Origin of the sequence: Azoarcus olearius, from assembly GCF_001682385.1 — a bacterium.
GTDB classification, from domain to species: Bacteria; Pseudomonadota; Gammaproteobacteria; order Burkholderiales; family Rhodocyclaceae; genus Azoarcus; species Azoarcus olearius.
On record NZ_CP016210.1, the window covers coordinates 3,547,508 to 3,569,034 of the forward strand.

19 protein-coding genes are annotated in these 21,527 nt (G+C 66.0%); 12 read left to right on the forward strand and 7 right to left on the reverse strand.

The features are described from left to right. The first annotated feature begins 20 nt into the window (after positions 1-20). Positions 21-1,556 carry a 2-isopropylmalate synthase gene (locus dqs_RS16240; RefSeq protein ID WP_011766887.1) on the forward strand — a complete coding sequence of 512 codons (1,536 nt, stop codon included), beginning with the start codon at positions 21-23 and terminating at the stop codon, positions 1,554-1,556. 74 nt (positions 1,557-1,630) lie between these two features. On the opposite strand, the gene dqs_RS16245 is transcribed toward dqs_RS16240, so the two are convergent. Next, the gene (locus dqs_RS16245; RefSeq protein ID WP_011766888.1) at positions 1,631-1,981 is read right to left on the reverse strand and encodes a DUF2069 domain-containing protein; all 351 of its coding nucleotides are present in this window, start codon (positions 1,979-1,981) and stop codon (positions 1,631-1,633) included. Next, the gene (gene wrbA / locus dqs_RS16250; protein ID WP_065341144.1) at positions 1,978-2,577 is read right to left on the reverse strand and encodes an NAD(P)H:quinone oxidoreductase; all 600 of its coding nucleotides are present in this window, start codon (positions 2,575-2,577) and stop codon (positions 1,978-1,980) included. Before wrbA ends, dqs_RS16245 begins: the two co-directional genes overlap by 4 nt. Positions 2,578-2,657: 80 nt before the next feature. Between wrbA and dqs_RS16255 the strand changes: the two genes are divergently transcribed. Continuing rightward, positions 2,658-3,884, forward strand: a complete 1,227-nt coding sequence (locus dqs_RS16255) for a YihY family inner membrane protein (RefSeq protein WP_011766890.1) — start codon at positions 2,658-2,660, stop codon at positions 3,882-3,884. Here the strand turns inward: dqs_RS16255 and dqs_RS16260 are convergent. Continuing rightward, positions 3,872-5,395: a hypothetical protein gene (locus dqs_RS16260; protein WP_065341145.1), complete on the reverse strand. Its 1,524-nt coding sequence runs from the start codon at positions 5,393-5,395 to the stop codon at positions 3,872-3,874. The genes dqs_RS16255 and dqs_RS16260 overlap by 13 nt on opposite strands. A 211-nt stretch (positions 5,396-5,606) precedes the next feature. On the opposite strand from dqs_RS16260, the gene rplU reads away from it, so the two are divergent. From rplU to dqs_RS16295, 7 genes are all read left to right on the forward strand, one after another. Further along, positions 5,607-5,918: a 50S ribosomal protein L21 gene (gene rplU / locus dqs_RS16265; protein ID WP_011766892.1), complete on the forward strand. Its 312-nt coding sequence runs from the start codon at positions 5,607-5,609 to the stop codon at positions 5,916-5,918. A 15-nt stretch (positions 5,919-5,933) separates the two neighbouring features. After that, entirely contained in the window at positions 5,934-6,209 is a 276-nt protein-coding gene (rpmA, locus tag dqs_RS16270) for a 50S ribosomal protein L27 (protein ID WP_011766893.1), read from the forward strand. Positions 6,210-6,282: 73 nt separating this feature from the next. Next, a complete protein-coding gene (cgtA, locus tag dqs_RS16275) occupies positions 6,283-7,464 on the forward strand; it encodes an Obg family GTPase CgtA (protein WP_065341146.1) in 1,182 nt (393 codons plus the stop codon). A 22-nt stretch (positions 7,465-7,486) separates the two neighbouring features. Further along, a complete protein-coding gene (gene proB / locus dqs_RS16280) occupies positions 7,487-8,602 on the forward strand; it encodes a glutamate 5-kinase (protein ID WP_065341147.1) in 1,116 nt (371 codons plus the stop codon). A gap of 178 nt (positions 8,603-8,780) precedes the next feature. Beyond that, entirely contained in the window at positions 8,781-9,866 is a 1,086-nt protein-coding gene (locus dqs_RS16285) for an adenine nucleotide alpha hydrolase family protein (RefSeq protein WP_011766896.1), read from the forward strand. Beyond that, positions 9,863-11,623, forward strand: a complete 1,761-nt coding sequence (locus dqs_RS16290; RefSeq protein ID WP_065341148.1) for an AMP-dependent synthetase/ligase — start codon at positions 9,863-9,865, stop codon at positions 11,621-11,623. The genes dqs_RS16285 and dqs_RS16290 overlap by 4 nt, the downstream gene beginning before the upstream one ends. After that, positions 11,620-12,750: an SDR family oxidoreductase gene (locus tag dqs_RS16295; protein WP_065341149.1), complete on the forward strand. Its 1,131-nt coding sequence runs from the start codon at positions 11,620-11,622 to the stop codon at positions 12,748-12,750. Before dqs_RS16290 ends, dqs_RS16295 begins: the two co-directional genes overlap by 4 nt. Positions 12,751-12,763: 13 nt before the next feature. On the opposite strand, the gene dqs_RS16300 is transcribed toward dqs_RS16295, so the two are convergent. Next, complete coding sequence (locus tag dqs_RS16300; protein WP_065341150.1) at positions 12,764-13,639, reverse strand: class I SAM-dependent methyltransferase; 876 nt, start codon at positions 13,637-13,639, stop codon at positions 12,764-12,766. Between the two features lie 80 nt (positions 13,640-13,719). Next, positions 13,720-14,562 (reverse strand): PEP-CTERM sorting domain-containing protein, encoded by an 843-nt coding sequence (locus dqs_RS16305; protein ID WP_065341151.1) that lies wholly within the window; start codon positions 14,560-14,562, stop codon positions 13,720-13,722. Positions 14,563-14,846: 284 nt separating this feature from the next. Here dqs_RS16305 and dqs_RS16310 point away from each other — a divergent pair, with 284 nt between their 5' ends. The 3 genes from dqs_RS16310 (at position 14,847) to dqs_RS16320 (ending at position 18,269) form a co-directional block, all read left to right on the forward strand. Continuing rightward, a complete protein-coding gene (locus dqs_RS16310; RefSeq protein ID WP_065341152.1) occupies positions 14,847-16,097 on the forward strand; it encodes an ABC transporter permease in 1,251 nt (416 codons plus the stop codon). Then, positions 16,097-17,311, forward strand: coding sequence for an ABC transporter permease (locus tag dqs_RS16315; protein WP_065341153.1), 1,215 nt, complete (start codon positions 16,097-16,099; stop codon positions 17,309-17,311). The genes dqs_RS16310 and dqs_RS16315 overlap by 1 nt, the downstream gene beginning before the upstream one ends. 178 nt (positions 17,312-17,489) lie before the next feature. Then, the gene (locus dqs_RS16320; protein ID WP_011766903.1) at positions 17,490-18,269 is read left to right on the forward strand and encodes a PEP-CTERM/exosortase system-associated acyltransferase; all 780 of its coding nucleotides are present in this window, start codon (positions 17,490-17,492) and stop codon (positions 18,267-18,269) included. Positions 18,270-18,335: 66 nt separating this feature from the next. Here the strand turns inward: dqs_RS16320 and dqs_RS16325 are convergent, their stop codons facing one another. Both dqs_RS16325 and dqs_RS16330 read right to left on the reverse strand, forming a co-directional pair. Next, a complete protein-coding gene (locus dqs_RS16325) occupies positions 18,336-20,228 on the reverse strand; it encodes a propionate--CoA ligase (protein WP_065341154.1) in 1,893 nt (630 codons plus the stop codon). 95 nt (positions 20,229-20,323) lie between these two features. Next, on the reverse strand, positions 20,324-21,520 hold the full coding sequence (locus dqs_RS16330) for a GGDEF domain-containing response regulator (protein WP_011766905.1): 1,197 nt from the start codon (positions 21,518-21,520) through the stop codon (positions 20,324-20,326). Positions 21,521-21,527 lie beyond the last annotated feature (7 nt).

Genomic DNA, 21,527 nt, shown 5'->3' on the forward strand with positions numbered 1-21,527 from the left:
CGAATGCCCAGGAGCCTCCCATGAAAGACGCATTGATCATCTTCGATACCACCTTGCGCGACGGCGAACAGAGCCCGGGCGCCTCGATGACCCGCGACGAGAAGCTGCGCATCGCGCGCCAACTCGAACGCATGCGGGTCGACGTGATCGAGGCCGGCTTTGCGGCGGCCTCCAACGGCGACTTCGAGTCGGTGCGCTCGATCGCCGAGGCAATCAAGGAATCCACCGTCTGTTCGTTGGCGCGCGCCAACGAGAACGACATCCGCCGCGCCGGCGAGGCGATCCGCCCCGCCGCCCGCGGCCGCATCCACACCTTCATCGCGACCAGCCCGATCCACATGGAGAAGAAGCTGCGGATGACGCCGGACCAGGTGGTGGAACAAGCGGTGAAGGCGATCGGCTGGGCGCGCGAATACACCGATGACATCGAGTTCTCGGCCGAGGACGCGGGCCGCTCCGAGATCGACTTCCTGTGCCGCATCTTCGACGCGGTGATCAAGGCCGGTGCAAAGACGATCAACGTACCCGACACCGTGGGCTACAACGTCCCGGAGCAGTACGCCGCGACCCTGCGCACCCTGATCGAGCGCGTGCCGAACGCGGACAAGGTGATCTGGTCGGTGCACTGCCACAACGACCTCGGCCTCGCGGTATCGAATTCCCTCGCCGCCGTGATGGCGGGCGCGCGTCAGGTGGAATGCACGATCAACGGCCTGGGCGAACGCGCCGGCAACGCGTCGCTCGAAGAGATCGTCATGGCGGTGCGTACCCGGGCCGACGTGTTCCCGGTCAGCACCAACATCGACACCACGCAGATCGTCCCGGCATCCAAGCTGGTGTCGCAGATCACCGGCTACCCGGTGCAGCCGAACAAGGCCATCGTCGGCGCCAACGCCTTCGCGCACGAATCCGGCATCCACCAGGATGGCGTGCTCAAGCATCGTGAAACCTACGAGATCATGCGCGCCGAAGACGTGGGCTGGGGCGCGAACAAGCTCGTGCTCGGCAAGCACTCGGGGCGCAACGCGTTCCGCGCGCGCCTGCAGGAACTGGGTATCGAGATCGGCTCCGAAGAACAGCTCAACCATGCCTTCGCCCGCTTCAAGGAACTTGCCGACAAGAAGCACGAGATCTTCGACGAGGATCTCCACGCGCTGATGAGCGATGAGGCGGTGACGCCCGAGCAGGAGCATTTCCGTCTGGTGGCCACCCGCTTCCATTCGGAAACCGGCGAAACGCCGCGCGCCGAAGTCACGCTCGCGATCGGCGGCCAGGAAACGCGCAGCCAGGCGGAAGGTTCCGGACCGGTCGATGCGGCGTTCAAAGCGATCGAGTCGGTGGCCGGCAGCGGCAGCGAACTGCTGCTCTATTCGGTCAACGCAATCACCACCGGCACCGATGCGCAGGGCGAGGTGACCGTGCGCCTCGCCAAGGACGGCCGCGTGGTGAATGGCCAGGGCGCCGACACCGACATCATCGTCGCCTCGGCGAAGGCCTACCTCAACGCGCTCAACAAGCTCTGCGGCGGCTCGGAAAAACTCAACCCGCAAGTCTGAACCAGCACCACGCGCACGAAGAAGGGGGCAGACGCCAACGGGCGCCTGCCCCCTTCTTCATTTGCCGCGAGTGATCAGCGCGGCTGCCGCGACGGCGCGCTGGCGCGCGCGTACAGCATGGTCGAGAAGAACAGCAGCAGTGCGAGGACGAACTCCGCGCGCGCGAGCCAGCCGATGAGACCCGGGTCGTGGGCCCGCAGTACCCCCTCCGTCAGGTAGAGCAGGCTGAGCATCGACATCCACTGGTAGGTGTAGCGACGCCCGCGCAAGATGCCGAACACGGCCGGCAGCAAGGGCAGCGCCTTCAGCACCATCCACGAACCGCCCGGGCGCAGCGGCGCCAGCCAGCCTTCCCAGAGCACGCACAGCACGATCAGCGCGAGCAGCGCCGCGCTGGCAACGATGGACCACGCGCGCGTACTCATCGCGCACCTCCAAGGCGACGGGCGGTTTCCGCCAGGCGACGCCCGAGCGCCACCGCCAGCGTGCGCTCGTCTTCGGTGAGCGCCGCACTGCCATCGACCCCGGCAACGTGACTGGCACCGTAGGGCGTGCCGCCACTGCGCGTGGCATTGAGCGCCGGTTCAGAATACGGCAGGCCGAGCAGCAGCATGCCGTGATGCAGCAGCGGCACCATCATCGACAACAGCGTCGACTCCTGGCCGCCGTGCTGGCTGGCGGTGGACGTAAAGACGCAGGCGGGCTTGCCGGTGAGCGTGCCATTCACCCACGGGCCGGCAAGACCATCCAGAAAGTACTTCACCGGGGCGGCCATGTTGCCGAATCGCGTCGGGCTGCCGAGCGCGAGACCCACGCACTCCTGCAGGTCCGCCGGCTCAACGTAGGGCGGTCCGTCCGCCGGGACGTCGCTTTCCACCGCTTCGCAGACGGTGGACACGCGCGGCACCGTGCGCACCCGCGCGGCCATGCCCGGCACCTGATGAACGCCGAGCGCGAGCGCTTCGGCCAGTGCGCGGACAGAACCGCGGTGGCTGTAGTACAGCACGAGGATTTCCTGCATGGGGAGGGCGAGCCGATAGAATGGGCGGCATTATAACCACGCGCCTTGCGCGCACCGCCGCCGCCCCCGGGGCACCTTCGATGCACTTACACCCCACCCGCGACTTCCTTCGCCTGCTCGGCGAACGCTTCTCCGCAACCCGCTGCCCCCAGGTGGCCGGCAGCCTCGCATTCACCACCCTGCTCGCCCTGGTGCCGCTGCTCACGGTCGCGATCGGCGTCTTCGGCAATCTGCCCGGCATGGACAAACTCGGCGCCTCGCTGAAGGACTTCCTGCTCGAAAACCTGCTGCCGGATCGCGCGGGCCGCATCATCACCACCTACGCACTGCAGTTTTCGCAGAAGGCTGCGCGCCTGACGCTCATCGGCACCGCGATGCTGGCGGTGACCGCGCTGATGCTGCTCGCGACGATCGAGCGCGTGTTCAACCAGATCTGGGGGGTACGGCACCGCCGCCCGCTGCTGATGCGGATCACCGTCTCTTGGTTCATGCTGACGCTGGGCCCGGTGATCCTGGGCGGCAGCGTGGTGGCGACCGGCTACCTCGTCAGCACCTCGGCCGAATGGTCGGACCGGCTGCCGTGGATCGGCGAGATCGCCGCGGCAACGCTGCCGCCGCTGCTGCTGGGCGCGCTGTTCAGCTTCCTGTACTACGCCGTGCCCAACCACCCGGTGCGGCTGCTGCACGCGCTGGCGGGGGGGCTCTGCGCCGCGCTGGTGTTCCTGCTGATGCAACGCGGCCTGGGACTCTTCATCGCCGGTTTTCCGACCTACACGCTGATCTACGGCACCTTCGCGGCGCTGCCGATCTTCCTGCTGTGGCTCTACCTGTCCTGGACCGTGATCCTGCTCGGCGCGCTGATCACCGCCACGCTGCCCGCCTTTCTGGAGCGACAGCGCATGCTGCCCGCGTTTCCGGGCGATCGCGCGTGGGCCGCGGTGGAAATGCTCGCGGCACTGGCCGAAGCGCAATACGACGGCCGCCCGGTCGGCTTCGCGGCGCTCCGCCGACGCACCAATCTCGCCGAGCACGCCGCCGAGGCCCTGCTGGAGAGCCTGCGCGAATGCGGCATCGCCAGCCGCACCGAGGGCGGCGACTGGGTGCTCACCCGGGCCGCCTCCGATATCCGTCTCAGCGCGGTACTGCAGCGCTTCGCGCTCGATCTCACGGCGTGGAGCGCCCTGAGCCCCGGGCGCGGGGGCCGCATCGTCGCCGAGCGGCTGCGCGAAGGGCTGCAGGCGGCGGACCTCAGCCTCGCCGAACTTGCCGCGGCGAACACCTCCGCCGGCGCCGTTCAGGTCGGATAGGGGTCGATCTCGTACTGGAAAAGTTCGATGTTCGCCGTCTGCAGATCGAGGCCGAGCGCGCGGCATTGCGCCACGTACAGGCGCTCGCCCTCCTGCATCAGCACAAAACGTCGCGACACGTAGCTGCCGGCCGGCGCAAGAAGCGCCTCCGCGCGACGCACCGAGTCCAGCTGCGGCAGGATCAAGGCCGGCACGGTGTGTGGCGTATCGGCGTTGCGGAAGGCGATCTGCACCGCAGTGAAGTCCTGCGCCACCACCTGCAGCCCCAGTTCCACCTGGTCGGGATTGTCGCTGCGGATCCAGCGCACGATGCAGATCGTCCACGGCTGCCCGGCGCCGCGGCGCAAGGCCAGCGCCATCCCCGCCGACAGCACGCCCTCGATGCCGGCCACGCACATGATCGCGTAACCGCCCGGGCTCTCGTTCAGTACCAACCACTCGGCCAGCCGGGCCGACGACTCGCCGTGCCGCCCCAGGTCCCAGATCGCCCGCAGGCCCGCGCACACCTGCACGGTGTACTGGTGGCGCCGGCGCGGTTGCTCGCGCAGCAGCGGCGCACTCCAGCGGTCGCGCAGGCGGCGCAACAGCGACAGCACCTCCACCGGCGTGAGCCCTTCGGGCAGACCGGAGAGGTCGGACGCCAGCAGCTCGCCGTCGCGCTCCAGCCCCACCACCTCCGCTTCGAGAATGCGGTTCTCCAGCCACTCGATCTGCTCGGCCACGCGGCGCGCCAACGGCGCCGGGTCGAAACACCACAGGCCATCGACGTCCGGGGCCGCACGCCGCGCGACGGCCACGGGCGGGCTATCCTGCGCCGGGTCTATCCAGTAGGCGGCGCTGTCCAGCAGAGCCGGCGCGCGCTCCAGACGCGCCCGTCCGGCAGCCCCTTCCAGATACTCGAACAGCCAGGACAACTCGCGCGGCGTGAGGCTTTCGGGCTGCACCACCGCGAGACACAACAGCCGTTTGTAGTGGAATGCCCAGCGGGCCTGCGCGCCGATCTCGCCGTCCCTGCCGCCTTCCTGGCGCGCCGCGCCAACGGCGAGCGCGTGAGCATGCTGCCAAAGGCCGAACGGCAGGGTGCTGCCCGCCATGACGGCATTGAAACCGGCCTCGCTCAGCAGCTGAAGCGCCTGCGCCACCAGCGTCGCCGCCTCCACGATCTGGGTGCGCAGCCAGCGCTGGCGCAGGTCTTCCACCAGACGGCGAAATACCGCGGCGAGATCGAGCAGCGCCGCAACGAGATCGCCGATCGCCTGGTGCAGGTCGCGCGGCAACGGCAGCGTCGCCGTCAGCAGACGCGGACGGAGACGGTTGCTGAGGTCGCGGACGCGGATGTCGAACTGGTCGGCACAGCCCTGCAGCCGGGCGGACGACACCGCCCCCTCGTTGAGCGCGACGAGATGGGTGCGCAGCGCCACCAGGTCGACGATCGGATCGTCGGCCGGCTCGGCAGCAAGCCAGGCGAACATGGCCTCGGCAGGATCGGCGATGCGATTGGGATCGGACATCGGCTGGAGCGAAGAAACGGGAGCCCCATTCTATTCGCCTTTTGCACTATCGCGGTGCAGCCGCGCGCTGGCCCGCCGGCGCGCCAGCGGGTGCGGGGGCACCCGCCGCGCCCTGCCCGTTGCCGCGACTAAGTGCCGATTAACATTGACATTTCCTCGCCTCATCGCTAGAGTGCGCGATTCTTTGCAAAACCATCAACGGAGCAACACCATGTACGCGGTGATAAAAACCGGTGGCAAGCAGTATCGCGTGGCCGCCGGCGAAAAGATCAAGGTAGAACAGATACCGGCCGACGTGGGTTCCGAAATCACCATCGACCAGGTTCTCATGGTCGGCGAGGGCGAGTCGGTGAAGATCGGCACCCCGGTGGTTTCCGGCGCCGCCGTCAAGGCGACCGTGGTTTCCCACGGCCGTCACGACAAGGTCAAGATTTTCAAGATGCGCCGCCGCAAGCACTACCAGAAGCACCAGGGGCATCGTCAGAACTACACCGAGCTTCGCATCGAAGCGATCTCGGCGTAAGCAGGAGGTAGCGACATGGCACACAAAAAAGCTGGCGGTAGTTCCCGTAACGGCCGCGACTCGGAATCGAAACGACTCGGCGTCAAGCGCTACGGCGGCCAGTTCGTGCTCGCGGGCAACATCATCGTGCGCCAGCGCGGCACCGAATACCACCCGGGCGAAAACGTCGGCATCGGCAAGGACCACACCCTGTTCGCCCTCAAGGACGGCACGGTCAAGTTCCTGGTCAAGGGCGCCGCGAAGCGCCGCACCGTGGTGATCGAAGCCGCGCAGGAAGCTGCCGCCGCCTGATCCCCGCGTCGTGCAAGAAAAAGCCCTATCCTTGCGGTAGGGCTTTTTTGTTTATGCCCACAGGCAAACGAACATGAAATTCTTTGACGAAGCCCGCATCGAGGTCGTCGCCGGCGACGGCGGAAACGGCGCAGCCACCTTCCGCCGCGAAAAGTTCATTCCCCGTGGCGGCCCCGACGGGGGCGACGGCGGACGGGGCGGCAGCGTCTATGCAGTGGCCGACCGCAATCTGAACACGCTGGTCGAATACCGCTTCAAACGCAGCTTCCGCGCCGAACGCGGCGAGAACGGCGGCAGCAAGGACTGCTACGGCAAGGGTGGCGAGGACATCACGCTGCACTTCCCGGTGGGCACGGTGATCAGCGATCTCGACAGCGGCGAGCCGATCGCCGACCTCGACGTCGATGGCAAGCGCGTCCTGCTCGCGCAGGGCGGCCGCGGCGGGCTTGGCAATCTGCACTTCAAGTCCAGCGTGAACCGCGCCCCGCGCAAGCGCACGATGGGGCAGGAAGGCGAGCGCCGCAATCTGCACCTCGAACTGAAGGTGCTTGCCGACGTCGGCCTGCTCGGCATGCCGAACGCAGGCAAGTCGACGTTCATCCGCGCGGTGTCCGCGGCGCGGCCCAAGGTGGGCGATTACCCGTTCACGACCCTGCAGCCCAATCTCGGCGTCGTTCGTACCGACGAGAACCGCAGCTTCGTCATCGCCGACATCCCCGGCCTGATCGAGGGCGCGGCGGAGGGTGCCGGTCTCGGCCATCAGTTCCTGCGCCACCTGCAACGCACCCACGTGCTGCTGCACCTGGTGGACCTCGCGCCTTTCGACCCCGAAGTCGACCCGGTGCGTGACGCGCTCGCCATCGTCGAAGAACTGCGCAAGTACGACGAAAGCCTCTACAACAAGCCGCGCTGGCTGGTGCTGAACAAGCTCGACCTGCTCGAACCCGAAGACCGGGCGCCGCGCGTGGCGGCTTTCCTCGAAGCGTATGGCGAAGTCGAGCGCCACTTCGAGATATCGGCGTTGCAGGGTGAGGGCTGCCGCGGGCTGATCTTCGCGCTGCAGGACTTCCTCGACAGCGAACGGGCGAACATCCACGCCCAGCAGGCCGCCCGCGAGGCAGAAGAGCGCCAGCGGCTGGCTGCCGCGCAGTCCGCCCGTAGCGCCGCGGAGGCAGAAGCGCTGGAGGCCGATCTGGCCGAGGACGCGCTGGACGACGACGCCGACGGCGAGGACGCCGACCCGAACGCCCGCTGAACACCTGCGCCGAATCGACATCATGAGAGACAAGATCAAGAATGCGCGCCGGCTTATCGTGAAAGTCGGCAGCGCCCTCGTGACCAACAACGGCGCGGGGCTGGATCCTGCCGCACTCGACGACTGGGCGCGACAGATCGCCGCGCTGCGTGCGCGGGGTCGCGAGATCGTGCTGGTGTCCTCGGGCGCGATCGCCGCCGGCATGCAGCGCCTGGGGTGGGTCAAGCGGCCGCACGAGATGCACCGGCTGCAGGCCGCCGCCGCCGTGGGTCAGATGGGGCTTGTGGAGGCTTATGAAAAGGCGTTCTCGCGCCACGGCCTGCAGACTGCTCAGATCCTGCTCACCCACGAGGACCTCGCCGACCGCACGCGCTATCTGAATGCGCGCTCCACGCTCGTCACGCTGCTGGAATTGGGCGTCGTCCCGATCATCAACGAGAACGACACGGTCGTCACCGACGAGATCAAGTTCGGCGACAATGACACCCTCGGCGCCCTGGTCGCGAATCTGGTGGAAGCCGACACGCTGATCATCCTCACCGACCAGCGCGGCCTGTACACCGCCGACCCGAGGCGTGACCCGGATGCGACGCTGATCAGCGAGGGACGCGCTGAGGACAGGCAGTACGAAGCCATGGCGGGCGGCGCTGGCAGCGGCATCAGCAAGGGCGGCATGATCACCAAGATCCGCGCGGCGCAGCGTGCCGCCCGCAGCGGCGCGCACACCTGCATTGCCAGCGGGCGTGAAACCGACCCGCTGCTGCGTCTGGCCGACGGTGAAGCGGTGGGCACGCTGCTCTATGCCGACAGCACGCCGCTGCAGGCCCGCAAGCAGTGGCTGGCCGACCACCTGCAACTCGCGGGCAGCCTGATCGTCGATGCCGGCGCCGCGCGCGCACTCGACGACGGCCGTAGCCTGCTGCCGGTCGGCGTCGTCGAGGTGCAGGGCGAGTTCAAACGCGGGGCCGCGGTCGCCTGTCGCGACGAACACGGCACCGAACTCGCGCGCGGCCTGGTCAATTACAGCAGCGCGGAATGCCGTCGCATCCTGCGCCGCCCGACCAGCGAGATCGAGCAACTGCTCGGCTACATCGACGAGCCCGAACTCATCCATCGCGACAACCTGGTCGTCCGCTAGGCGGCCCAGGCACGCGGCGCCCGTCCGACGCCCTTCCTTCTGCTGCTGGCAGTCGGCAATTGCCCTGCTGCCGACATGCCATCTGGCATGCCGGCGCAGTACAATCCTTCCAAAACCGCCGCCCTGCCCGCCGTTGCCTGCATCCAGGGCAACGCCCCTCCCCTGGAAGGAAGCCGTCGTGAAGAAGTGCAGGAAGTGTCTTCTGCCCGAAGCAGTCCCCGGAGCCGACATCGACGCCAGCGGGGTCTGCGCCGCCTGCCGCGCGCCCTCCAGTCGCGCGCCAATCGCCACCGTCGCCGCAAACTTTCTCCCCGACCTCGAAGAAACGCTGCGCGCGGCACGCAACCATCAGGGCTCGGACTACGACTGCATCGTCCCGCTGAGCGGTGGCAAGGACAGTCTGTGGCTGCTGCACAAGCTGAAGGTGGAGTACGGATTGCGGGTGCTCGCCTACACCTGCAACATCGACCTGCCCGACGTCGCGTGGAACAACATCCGCCTGGCGCTGCGCAAGCTCAACATCGACCACCTCGTATTCACGCCCGCGCACGACTTCCTGACCAAGCTCTTCCGCTACCTGCTGTGTAATCAGGAGGCGCGCGGCGCGGTCTATTCGGTTTCGTACGTTTACGCTCCGCTGTTCGAAGGCGCGGCAATCCGGCTCGCGATCGAGAAGAACATTCCCCTCGTCCTCGCTGGCTATTCGCCAGGCCAGCCCGAGCCGGAACGCATGCTCTACGAGTTTTCCCCGGAGCTGATCCGGGCAGAAGACTGGACGCCACCGCATCTCAAGGAAAGCGGCGCGTTCTCGGCGCAGGAACTTTCAGCCTTCTACAACCCGGCCCGGCTTCCCGAGGGCACGCGTTTTCCGCGCTACCTGGCGCCTTACCATGCGTGGGAATACGATCAGGCGGAAGTCATCCGCAAAGTGGCCGAACTCGGGCTGGTCAAGCGCAGCGCCCACGCCAGCCCCATCGTCAGCAACTATCCGATCAACTGGCTGATGATGTATTCGGACCTCAAGCACTTCGGCTACAACCCCTACGCTCCGGAATTCGCCGCGCTGATCCGCGAAGGCAAGGCCAACCGCAACTACTGGCGCGTGATGGCGCCGGTGGTCGACTTCATGATCCGCAACAAGATCGGGCTGGGCAAGGAAGTCCGGCGCAGCATGGCATGGCTGGACCTGAAGGACGAAGACCTCCGCATCACGCTACCCCGCGGCGCCTACGATCCCCCGCTGGTGCAGGGCCGGATGCCGTGAGTGTTGCCACCCCGCCCCAGACGCTGCCCGGCCGGCTTCGCCAGCGCGTCTCCGCCACCCCGTCAGCGCCGGCGTTCCTGTTGCGCAACGCGGACGGCGACTGGCAGCCCGTGCCGTGGAGCGCGCTGCTGGAACGGGCCGAGCACCTTGCCACCCACTTCGTACGCCTTGGCGTCCGCCCGGGAGACCGCGTCGCGATCATGCTGCCGACTGGTCCCGACTGGGAGTGCTGCCAGTACGCGGCGCTTCTCGCCGGTGCCGCGGTGGTTGGCATCGACGCCCACGACGCGCCGCAGAACCTGCGCCACATCCTCGCAATCGCGAGCCCCGCGCTCGTGGTCGCACCCGACGCGGAACGGCTCGAACAACTCCGCTCGCTCCACCCGGGCGACTGGCACGCCATCGTGCAGGCGGAGGCTCCGTCCGACTCCGGCCTACCCTGCCTCTCACAGCTCACCACGCCATGCGAGGCCTTACTCCCGGAACCCGCTGCCGACGACATCGCGACCCTGGTCTTCACGTCGGGCAGCACCGGCAAACCCAAGGGCATTGCCTACAGCCACCGTCAGATACTGCTCGCCTGCGACACCATCCTCGACCGTTTCCCGGCAATCCGGGACGACGCACGGCTGGTGTGCTGGCTACCCCTGTCCAACCTCTTCCAGCGCATGATCAACTTCTGCGCACTCACCTGCGGCGCACGCTCCTACATGGTCGACAAGCCGGACCAGATCGCCCGCCTGCTGCCGGAAATCGAGCCGACGCTCTTCATCGGCGTGCCGCGCTTCTTCGAAAAGCTCTATGCCGGCATCAGGGCGGAACTCGCCCGGCAACCGCGGCTGGTGCGCCTGCTCGTCGCCGCCTCCTGGTCGGTCGGTGAACGGATTGCGCGTGCACGGCGCGCCGGCCGCGAACCGGCGCTCGCCTGGCGCATGCTGCAACCGCTGGCCGATGCGGTGCTGGTGCGCCTGCGGGCAGTCATGGGACGCAACCTGCAGTTCATGGTCAGCGGGTCGGCGCCCTTGCCGGGCTGGCTGATGGAGCGGTTCCATGCCCTCGGCTGGCTCGTGCTGGAAGCCTATGGCATCAGCGAGAACGTGATGCCAGTCGCGCTCAACACGCTCGACGCGTACCGCTTCGGGAGCGTCGGGCATCCGTTGCCGGGCAATGAAGTGAAGATCGCCGAGGATCGCGAGTTGCTCGTGCGTGGCGCGGGCGTGTTCTCGGGGTATGTCGGCGGCGACGGAAGCTCGCCCATCGACGCCGAGGGCTTCCTCCATACGGGTGACTACGCCCGACTCGATGAAGATGGATTCGTCTGGCTCGAAGGCCGGAAGAGCGAAGTCTTCAAGAGCTCGACCGGGCGGCGCATCGCCCCCGCCCCGATCGAAGCGGCGTTGAAGCAGATCGAGTATGTCGACCATGCCGTGCTTACCGGCAGTCAGCGACCCTATACCGTCGCCATCCTCGCGCTGCGCCCCGACCATCCATTGAGCAGTACCGTGCACGACCCCGCCGCCCAGCAACGCATCACCGCCGACGTCGCCGCCGCAGTCCGCGACTTCAACGAGTACCAGCGCCCGGGTGCCATCGTCGTCGCGGCAAAGCCGTTCACGATTGCCGACGGCGAATTGACCGCCAACCTCAAGATCCGCCGCAAGGCCATCGAGGAACGCTTTGCCGACGTGCTTGCGCAGGCGTATTCCCGTCCAGCCACCGACGCCTCTTCCCGCTCCGCCGTGATCATCGCGCCATGACCAAGACCTACTTCGTGACCGGCGCCTCCGGCGCCGTCGGCAGCGCCATCGTCCCGCTGCTTTGCAAGGACGCCGAAACCCGCGTGCGCCTCCTGCTGCGCGCCAAATCCGACGCCCACCTGGTGGAACGTCTCGAAGAGCTGTTCCGGTTCTGGGCGTTCGCGCCCGGTCATCCCGCGCGGGACCAGATCGAGGCCTTGCGCGGCGATGCCGCAGAACCCCGCTTCGGGCTCGACGAAAGCGCCTACGCGCGCCTGTGCGCCGACACCACCCATGTCATCCACTGCGCCGCGACCGTGCGGATGAACGAGACGCTGGACGAAGCCCGGCATTCCGCGGTGGGCTCAGCCAATGCGGTGCTCGCCTTCGCGCGCCAGCTCGCCGCTGCCGGAACGCTGCAGAAAATCGATTTCGTCAGCACCGTCGGCATCGCAGGAAAGCGGCCCGGCGCACTCCCGGAGCGCTGGATCGACGAGCCCCGCGAGTTTCACAACACCTACGAGCAGTCCAAGGCCGAGGCCGAAGTGCTCGTACGCAAGGCGATCGAAGACGAGAAGCTGCCGATCACGGTGCATCGTCCGAGCATGGTCATCGGCGACTCGCGCACCGGGAAGATCATCCACTTCCAGATCTTCTATTTCATCTGCGAATTCCTGTCGGGACGGAAAACCAAGGGTCTGTACCCCGATTTCGGCGAGGTAAAACTCGACGTGATTCCGGTGGACTGGGTCGCCGACAGCATCGTAGCCGCGAGCCTGGACCCCACGACCGCTGGTCGCATCTTCCATTTGTGCTCCGGCCCGGAACAAGCACCGCGGCTCGAGGAGCTTAAAGCGGTCGTGCGCGCCGCCTATGCCGCCGCCGGCCTGGATGTCCCGCTGGGCGTGCGCCTGCCTCGCGGGATCTTCGCGCTACTGCCGAGGCTCGCGGGCCTGTTCGCCCCCCCGGACAAGCGGCGGGCACTGCTGACGCTTCCGATCTACCTCGACTACCTCGCCGACCGCCAGGGTTTCGAGAACACCAGACACCGCCAATGGCGCGAAAGCCAGGGTGAGCGCTTTCCCTTTTGGCGCGACTATATCGATCCCGTGCTACGCACCTATCTGCAACAGCGCAAAGCCCGCTGACGCGGCCAAGCGGTCAGAACGGATCGTTGCGCAGGCCACCCAGGCGGAAGAAGCGCCGCAGGCTATCCAGTTCGCCCCGATAGGCGGGTGACAGACGCGCGCGCTCGCGGTGTAGTTGTGCCACCACGTCTGGCGCCAGGGGAAGATCCTGGGTCTTGACGAGGACCATCACGGGAACCACGGCGGTGGAACGGACCGTGACCGCGGGCTCGAAGGTCTCCGCGGTGAGCGCCCGGTACTCGTCCAGACTGAAGGCCGCCCGCAGGGAGTTCTCGTAATCCGTCACGACAACCGGCGGCAGGCTGTTTTCGTGCATATGCGCGAAGAGATGCACGGCCTCCTTGCTGCGCAGACGGCCGAAGTCCGCCAGATACACGGCCCCTCCCGGACGGAGCACGCGACGGATCTGTCTGAAGCACTCCCGCAAGTGATCAAGCGTCGGCAGGTGATGCAAGGTCATGGTGCTGATTACTGCATCGACCGAACCGTCACCCACGGTTTCGAGCCGGGTGATGTCGTCCTCCACCAGTTCCACGTTGCCAAGGCCAAGTTCCGCGATGTGCTGGCGGCCGTTCTCCAGCATCGCCGCCGAAAGCTCTGCGCCGACAAAGGAGATGTCCGGATTCAGCCGGGCGATACGGGCAAGCTGGGTTGCAGGACCGCAGCCAAGGTCGAGCACACGGCGGGACCGTGCGATCACCATCGACGCCCGGGCACTGTGAAAGAGATTCGCCGCGGCCATCACCCCGTCCTGCGTGCGACCGCTCTCGGCATACGCGGCCACCTGCTCCTGCTCTTCCATCAGCATCTCGGGTTCGGGCAAACGCTCGAGGGGCTGGGTTTGCGTCAGTTCGCGAAAAAGCGCAATCGCAATATCAGTAGGTCGCATGGATTTAGCGTGGAACCAATGGAAAAAGCCCGCAGCTTGCGCTGCGGGCTTTCGATCATACTCGCCTGAAGCGGCGGAGATCAGCCTTGGTTGCGGCGACGGGCAATGGTGCCAATGCCGAGCAGGCTGAGCGCCACAAGGGCCAGGCTGCCGGGTTCCGGCACGGTCACGAAGGCGAGGCTGGCGGAACCATCGGTGGTGGCAACGATGGTGACGGTGCCATCCGCGTTGAGCGTGGTGATGGTGTTGTTGATGTTGCCGTCAGCAAAAGCGAGCGTCAGACCGGCCAGGTATTCGGTGATCAGGTCCGGATGGAGCCAGAAACCGGCGAACAGGTTGTTGACGTCCGCGGTGAACTGGAAGCCGGAACCGGACAGGTTGCCGCCCAGGTTGCCACCCGTGCCGCTCACTTCAACCGTACCGGTACCGCCAGTGGAGCTCGCCTCGAGCACGCGGATGGTTTCATCCAGATCGACATAGTCGAGCACCAGGCTGCCGCCGGTGTTGAACGTGAAGGACAGGATCGGGTTGCCAGCAGCAGTGAAGCCGCTCACGAAACCCGAGCCGCTCAGGTTGAACGTGCCGTTCAGCGTCCAGGTGTTACCGAAACCCTCGTAGTCCTTGCCCAGCCCCGGCGGCAGCAGCGCGGTGCCGAGGATGGTGCCGACGTCGGTGAAGTTGAAGGTCGAGCCGGCGGTAACGAGGTTGCCGCTGGTGAAGGTCAGGTTGACCGTGTTGTTCGAAACCGCGTACTGCAGTTCGTCGATGCCTTGGGTCTTGCCGTCGCCGGTGTAGGCGTCGGTGACGGTGGGCAGGACGGTGAGGTCGATGCCGAAAGTCGGCGCAGCGTAGGCAGGAGCCCCGAATCCGACCACGCCCGCAACGAGGGCTCCGGCGGCGAAGTTCTTAAGCATGGTTTTCATTTCATATCTCCGTTTGGAATCTACGGTTTCGGTAAGAATCTGGAGACGACCTGGTATTTACATCGTCACGTCTCGCATCCCATTTAGCAAAACCCGGGCCACATATTTTTTTCTTTTCTATATCAAACACTTGATTGAATTTCAGCGGACGCGGAAATTCGCGCTGTAAACTTTTCCGACACGCCTAAGGGTGAAGCCCCCAGAACCGGACGCGCAAGGTTCGGCATCCTTCACGGATGCCGCAAGGGTATGATCGGAGCAGGACTAAATTACCCTGCGAAGAGATGGCTCACCGCCTTGCGCTGCAGTTCCCCACACTCACCCTGGCCCGGCACTTCCGCATGGCCGCGCGGAACATCGTGCGGCAGAGACGACGCTCGGCCATGGCGCTGCTGACGGTCTGCGGGGGCGTGGTCGCGATCCTGCTCGCAGGGGGGTTCGTGGAATGGGTGTTCTCGGCGCTTCGCGACTCCACCATCCATTCGCAACTCGGGCACATCCAGGTCACCCGGCCAGGGTACTTCCGCCAGGGCATCGCCGACCCCTACAACTACCTGCTTCCGGCAGAGATCGCGCCCGAGGTTCAGGAAGGACGTGGCCACATCGTCTCGGTGGCGCCCCGCCTTGCCTTCAGCGGGCTGCTCGGGACGGGAGAGTCGTCCGTCTCCTTCATCGGCGAGGGCATCGATCCGGTACGGGAACGGCAGATCACACGCGCCCTCAAGATCGTCAGTGGCCGCGACCTCCGCGATAACGGCGACCAGGCCGCCGTACTCGGCCGCGGCCTTGCCAGCGCGCTCGGTGTAAAGGCGGGCGATCGCGTGGTGCTGCTGGTCAACGCGGCGGCGGGCGGCGTCAATGCGGTAGAGCTGGAAGTCGCCGGCGTCTTTTCGTCGATGATCAAGGCCTATGACGACAGCGCGCTGCGGGTGCCGGTGGATATTGCACGCAAGTTGTTGCGGGTGGACGGTGCAACAAGCTGGGTGCTGCTCCTGGACGACCATGCGCACACCACGGTGGAGGCAAACCGTCTCAAACGGGAGGCTCGCGACGTGGAGGTCACGCCCTGGTACGACATGGCCGACTTCTACAACAAGACGGTCGGCCTGTTCTCGCGGCAGTTGGGCGTTGTCCAGACCCTGATCGGATTGATCGTGGTATTGACGATCACGAATACGCTGGCGATGGCGGTACGCGAACGCACCGGGGAGATCGGCACCATTCTGGCAACCGGTTCGCGGCGCCGCGAGGTACTGAGCCTGTTCGTGTGCGAAGGCGCCCTGCTGGGGCTGTTCGGCGGCATCCTGGGCCTCATCCTAGGGGCCATCCTGGCCGCCATCATTTCGGCGATCGGCATTCCGATGCCCGCGGCGCCGGGCATGACCGAAGGGTATACGGGCGAAATCCTCATCACCCCCGCCCTCGGCCTGCAGGCCCTGCTCCTGGCCGCGGCCACCACGACGATTGCCAGCATCGTGCCGGCCATGCACGCTGCGCGCATGAACATTGTCGATGCGCTGAGGCATGCCCGCTGATGCTTGCCACGATCGCCCTTCGCAACGTGTTCCGGCACGCCTGGCGCACCGCCATGACCCTGCTCGCGATCGTCATGGGCGTTGCCAGCCTGATCGTCGGCGGCGGCTTTGTCGAAGACGTGTTCATCCAGTTCGGCGAATCCATCATCCACTCGCAGACCGGCCATATCCAGGTCTTCCGCCGCGACTTCCTGGAACGTGGAGCGCGACAACCCGAGCGCTTCCTGATCGAGCGCCCGGACGAACTCGCGACGCGACTGAAGAGCGTGGCGGGCGTCGACTTCGTCGCCCAACGCCTCAACTTCTCCGGGCTGCTCAACAACGGCAAGCGTGATCTCGCGATCACCGGGGAAGGCGTCGAGCAGGATCTGGAAACGCGGCTGGGGAGCTACCTGCGGATCATCGAGGGGCGCGCACTCAAGGGCAGCGACCAATACGGCATCCTGCTCGGCGAAGGCGTGGCGCACTCGCTCAACCTGAAACCGGGCGATCGCATCGATCTGCTCGCCAATACGCCCCAAGGGGCGGTGAACAGCCTGGACTTCGAAGTCGTCGGCATCTTCCAGAGCTATTCGAAGGATTTCGATGCCCGCGCGGTGCGGATACCGCTTGATGCGGCCCACCAACTGGTGGACGTGGACGGCGCCAACCTGCTTGTCGTCGTCCTCGGCGACACAGCCGCGACGTCGGCGGCTCACGCCGATGTGCAGAAGCAGATCGACCCTTCCGCACTGGAGGCACGCACATGGAAGGAGCTGTCGGACTTCTATGAAAAGACCGTCGCCTTGTACGAACGTCAGTTCGGGGTGCTCAAGCTGATCATCCTGTTCATGGTCGCGCTGTCGGTCGTCAACAGCCTGAACATGACCCTGATGGAGCGGATGAGCGAGTTCGGCACCGCCCGCGCACTGGGCAGCCGGTCGTCCGACCTGATCCGGCAAATCCTGGTCGAAAGCCTGATCATCGGGCTGCTGGGCGCGCTGCTGGGGGCCGTGGTCGGGGTACTGGCTGCGGTCGGAATTTCGTGGGTGGGCATCCCGATGCCGCCTGCACCCAATGCCAACATCGGCTACACCGCCTACATCCGCGTCGTGCCCTCCGCCATTGCGTGGGCAATGCTGATCGGGCTTACCGCCACGGTCGTGGCCGCGCTGTTCCCGGCCCGCCGCATCGCCCGCACCCACATCGTCGACGCGCTGCGCGAAAGCATCTGACCGTCCGCCGGCAAACGCATCCGGCATTGGCAAGATGCGAGGCAGTTCTGCTATACCAATAACATCAGGAGCCCCCGCCCACGACGAAAGGTGTGACGTGGTCGTGTCGCCGTGGCTCGGGTGAGGGTGATAGGATCACGACAGCTGTCGGCGCACAACCCTACTCCACGGCAGGACCATGCAACTTTTCGAACGCTTCAACCTCGGTCACGGTTTTCGCAAATACTTCGAGATCGCCGCAGCGACGAACGACGATCTGCGTAACGACGTTTTCCGGATTCGCCACGAGGTGTACTGCGAAGAACTCCACTTCGAACCGGAGCGGCCCGATCGCCGCGAAACGGATCGGTTCGACCACCACAGCCTGCATTGCCTGATCCGCACCTCTACCGAGCCGACCCAGCTCGTGGGCTGTACGCGCCTCGTGCTTGCCGACCCTTCGGACCCGAATGCACCGCTCCCCTTCGAGCAGACCTGCGCGCACACGCTGGACCGGTCCATCATCGACCCTGAAAAACTGCCACGCGAGCGTATCGCGGAGGTGTCCCGCCTGGCGGTCCGCGCCACGTACCGCCGCCGCAAGGGCGAAACACAGACGCCGGTGGCCATTCATGACGAAGACTTCGGCAATGCCGAACGGCCGCGCTTCCCGTACATCCCGATCGGCCTCTACCTTGGCGCGGTGGCCCTCGCCGCACGCAGCGGCATCGACACGCTGTTCGTACTCACCGAGCCCCGGCTGGCTTCGCATTTCAGCAAGCTGGGCGTGGAGATCCGCCAGATTGGCGGTCCGGTGGAGCATCGCGGCACACGGGTGCCATCGATGATGGACGTGCAGAGCATCATCAAGGGGATGCGCTTCATCGTGAAACCGATCTGGCGCGTCGTTCAGGAAGAGATCGAACGCGGTTTTGAAGCCGGAGCAGGTGGCCGCTCCCTGTCGGGCCCGGCGCGCTAGCCCTGCCCCATGGGCACACAATAAAAAAAAGCCCGCTTGCGCGGGCTTTTTCTTTGCTGTCTGACCTCAGCCCGCCAAGGCGGCCTTGATCTGATCCAGCGTGGTCGGATCATCGATCGTGGTCAGATCACCGGCGTCACGGCCTTCGGCCAGCGCCTGGATCGAGCGGCGCAGCATCTTGCCCGAACGCGTCTTCGGCAGGCCGTTGATGAAGTGCACGCGGGCCGGGCGCGCGATCGCGCCAAGGCTTTCGTCCACCTTCTTCATCACTTCCTTCTCGAGCGCGGCGCGCTTCTCGGCGGTGTCGACGGTGCTCGCGTCCTTCACCACCGCGAAAGCCATCGGCATCTGGCCCTTCAGCTCGTCGTGCACGCCGACCACCGCCACTTCGGCGATCGCCGGGTGGGTCTGCACCGCTTCCTCGATCTCGCGGGTGCCGAGACGGTGTCCGGCGACGTTGATGACGTCGTCCATGCGGCCGAGGATGGTGTGGTAGCCGTTTTCGTCCTTGATGCCCCAGTCGGACGACGAATACACCACTGGATCGGTGAACAGGCTGAAGTAAGTGGAGACGAAGCGCTCGTCCTGACCCCACACCGTGGACAGGCAGCCCGGCGGCAGCGGCGGCACGATGCCGACGATACCCTTCTCGTTCGGACCGCATTCGCTGCCGTCCTCACGGAAGATGCGGAGGTCGTAGCCATACACCGGGAAGGCGGGCGAACCGAGCTTGATCTTGCTGTCTTCCACGCCGCGCACGATCGCGAGCATCGGCCAGCCGGTCTCGGTCTGCCAGTAGTTGTCGATCACCGGAATGCCGAGTTCGCTCATGATCCACTGGTGGGAGGTCTCGTCCAGCGGTTCGCCGGCCAGGAACAGGTGCTTGAGCGAGGACAGGTCGTACTTCTTGAGGAAGGCGGGGTCCTGCTTCTTCAGCACGCGCACCGCGGTCGGCGCCGAGAACATCACGCTGACCTTGTACTTCTCGACGATCTGCCACCAGATGCCGGCATCCGGACGCAGCGGCGTGCCTTCGTACATGATGGTGGCCATGCCGGCGATCAGCGGGCCGTAGATGATGTAGCTGTGGCCCACCACCCAGCCGATGTCCGAGGTGGAGAACATGGTTTCGCCGCTGCCGCCGGTGAAGATGTGCTTCATCGAGGCCGCCAACGCCACGGTGTAGCCGCCGGTATCGCGCTGCACGCCCTTGGGCTTGCCGGTGGTGCCGGAGGTGTACAGGATGTAGCTCGGCTCGGAGGACTCTAGCCAGGTCACCGGCACCTGGGCGTCGATGTGCTTGGCGCGCAGTTCGGCGTAATCGACGTCACGGCCTTCCACCTTGGGGAAGCCCTTGTCGAGGCCGCGGTCGACGATCAGCACCTTGGCCGGCGGGAATTCCGCCACCTTGCAGGCCTCGTCCACCAGGTGCTTGTAGGGCACCGGCTTGCCGTTGCGCATGCCGGCGTCGGAGCTGACCATCAGCACCGGCTTGGCATCGTCGATACGGGTGGCGAGCGAACCAGCTGCGAAACCGCCGAACACCACCGAGTGGATCGCGCCGATGCGCGCGCAGGCCAGCATCGCGAAAGCGGCCTCGGCGATCATCGGCATGTAGATCAGCACACGGTCGCCGCGCTTGACCCCGAGATCCTGGTAGATCGCCGCCATGCGCTCGACTTCGCGCTGCAACTCGGCGAAGGAATAAACCTTCTCCTCGTTGGTTTCGGTGGAGATGTAGACCAGGGCGCGGTCGTCGGGACGTTTCGCCGCGTGACGGTCCACCGCGTTGTAGCAGAGGTTGGTTTCGCCGCCCTTGAACCACTTGACGAACGGCGGCTTCGAAAAGTCGCAGATCTGCTCGGCCGGCTTGTGCCAGTCCACAAGTTGGGCCTGCTCGGCCCAGAACTCGTCGCGCTGGTCGATGGACCTACGGTGGAACTCCTTGTAGTTGCTCATCAAATCCTCTCCCTTCCAGATTCCCTACATTTTTGATTGACGCAACGGCGCCCGGCGCTCCCCAGCGCGGCCGCCCGCCACGTTTGCTATTGCTGCTATTCGGGGGTATGGGTTGCCCCCGCTTCGTCATCGCCGGCCCCTGCGCCCTTATCGTGTTTTTTAAGCTCCCCGAGCGGGATCCCGCAATGAAGCCGGGATTCTAGCAACTCGAGCAACGGGAACAGGGTGTGGATGACCTCCGGCAGGCGTTCGGCCACCTCGTCGGCGGCTCCCAGCCGGAGCTGAAGCAGGGCATGGTCGATGCTGATTACCTGCTTCATGTAACGGTCGACGACCGCCTGGTCGACTTCGCCCTGGTCATTGACCACGCGATTGCCGCCTGCGGCCTTGCCTGTATCGACACGGCTGGCCGCCACGCCGATCAGGTGATTGACGGTCTGCATGCCGTCGATCGAAGAACTGGCCACACCGATGGTGACGCTGATGCGGATCCGCTCCTCGCGGTAGGTCATCACCAGCTTTTCCATCGCGCGCTGCATACGCAGCGCGAAGGCGCAGCATCCCATCGGGTCGGTGCTCGGCGACAGCACCGCAAACTGCGCGGGGGCAAGCTGGGCCACGGTGTCTTCCTTGCGCACCTTGCTCGACAGGATCTTCGACAGCTTGCGGGTGATCAGCTGCGCGACGTGGGCACCGTGCCATTCGATCAGTTGCTCGTAATGATCGATCTCGATGACCATCGCCGAGATGTCGCCCTGGTGGCGCCGGGCGAGCGCGATCTCCTGCTCGCCGTGCCAGTTCATGTAGGCCTCGGTGCTCAGGCCGGAAACCGGGTCCACCGGGCTTTGGGTGGCGAGCGCGGCGCGGCTGGCCTCCAGCTCGCGCCGGGTTTCGACCAGCCGCGACAGCGACTCCAGCCGCGCGATCAGTTCGACGCCGCCGATGCCCTTGGTGATGAAGTCGTTGGCCCCCAGCTTCAACGCGCGTTCGCGCGCCGCATCGTCCTCGTCACCCGAGATGATGATGACCGGCACCTCGTGGACACGCGCCACCTTGGAGCCGCGGATGCGCTCCAGCAGGCCGAAGCCGTCCAGCCTCGGCATGCCGATGTCGGTGAGCACCAGCTGGATCGACGGGTCCACCAGGAGGCTTTCCCAGCCAGCCTCGCCGTCGGCCTCTTCGCGGACCTCGAAACGGCCACGCAGATGCTTGATCAGCGATGCGCGCACCATGCGCGAATCGTCCACGACGAGCACCTTGCTCATGGCGGTCGTGCCGTCCTCAGTGCTCATCGAAACG

Bases quoted from the DNA above. Each gene is read 5' to 3' on its own strand.
- dqs_RS16240 (WP_011766887.1), top strand. From the start codon at position 21: ATGAAAGACGCATTGATCATCTTCGATACCACCTTGCGCGACGGCGAA.
- dqs_RS16245 (WP_011766888.1), bottom strand. From the start codon at position 1,981: ATGAGTACGCGCGCGTGGTCCATCGTTGCCAGCGCGGCGCTGCTCGCG.
- wrbA (WP_065341144.1), bottom strand. From the start codon at position 2,577: ATGCAGGAAATCCTCGTGCTGTACTACAGCCACCGCGGTTCTGTCCGC.
- dqs_RS16255 (WP_011766890.1), top strand. From the start codon at position 2,658: ATGCACTTACACCCCACCCGCGACTTCCTTCGCCTGCTCGGCGAACGC.
- dqs_RS16260 (WP_065341145.1), bottom strand. From the start codon at position 5,395: ATGTCCGATCCCAATCGCATCGCCGATCCTGCCGAGGCCATGTTCGCC.
- rplU (WP_011766892.1), top strand. From the start codon at position 5,607: ATGTACGCGGTGATAAAAACCGGTGGCAAGCAGTATCGCGTGGCCGCC.
- rpmA (WP_011766893.1), top strand. From the start codon at position 5,934: ATGGCACACAAAAAAGCTGGCGGTAGTTCCCGTAACGGCCGCGACTCG.
- cgtA (WP_065341146.1), top strand. From the start codon at position 6,283: ATGAAATTCTTTGACGAAGCCCGCATCGAGGTCGTCGCCGGCGACGGC.
- proB (WP_065341147.1), top strand. From the start codon at position 7,487: ATGAGAGACAAGATCAAGAATGCGCGCCGGCTTATCGTGAAAGTCGGC.
- dqs_RS16295 (WP_065341149.1), top strand. From the start codon at position 11,620: ATGACCAAGACCTACTTCGTGACCGGCGCCTCCGGCGCCGTCGGCAGC.
- dqs_RS16300 (WP_065341150.1), bottom strand. From the start codon at position 13,639: ATGCGACCTACTGATATTGCGATTGCGCTTTTTCGCGAACTGACGCAA.
- dqs_RS16305 (WP_065341151.1), bottom strand. From the start codon at position 14,562: ATGAAAACCATGCTTAAGAACTTCGCCGCCGGAGCCCTCGTTGCGGGC.
- dqs_RS16310 (WP_065341152.1), top strand. From the start codon at position 14,847: ATGGCTCACCGCCTTGCGCTGCAGTTCCCCACACTCACCCTGGCCCGG.
- dqs_RS16315 (WP_065341153.1), top strand. From the start codon at position 16,097: ATGCTTGCCACGATCGCCCTTCGCAACGTGTTCCGGCACGCCTGGCGC.
- dqs_RS16320 (WP_011766903.1), top strand. From the start codon at position 17,490: ATGCAACTTTTCGAACGCTTCAACCTCGGTCACGGTTTTCGCAAATAC.
- dqs_RS16325 (WP_065341154.1), bottom strand. From the start codon at position 20,228: ATGAGCAACTACAAGGAGTTCCACCGTAGGTCCATCGACCAGCGCGAC.
- dqs_RS16330 (WP_011766905.1), bottom strand. From the start codon at position 21,520: ATGAGCACTGAGGACGGCACGACCGCCATGAGCAAGGTGCTCGTCGTG.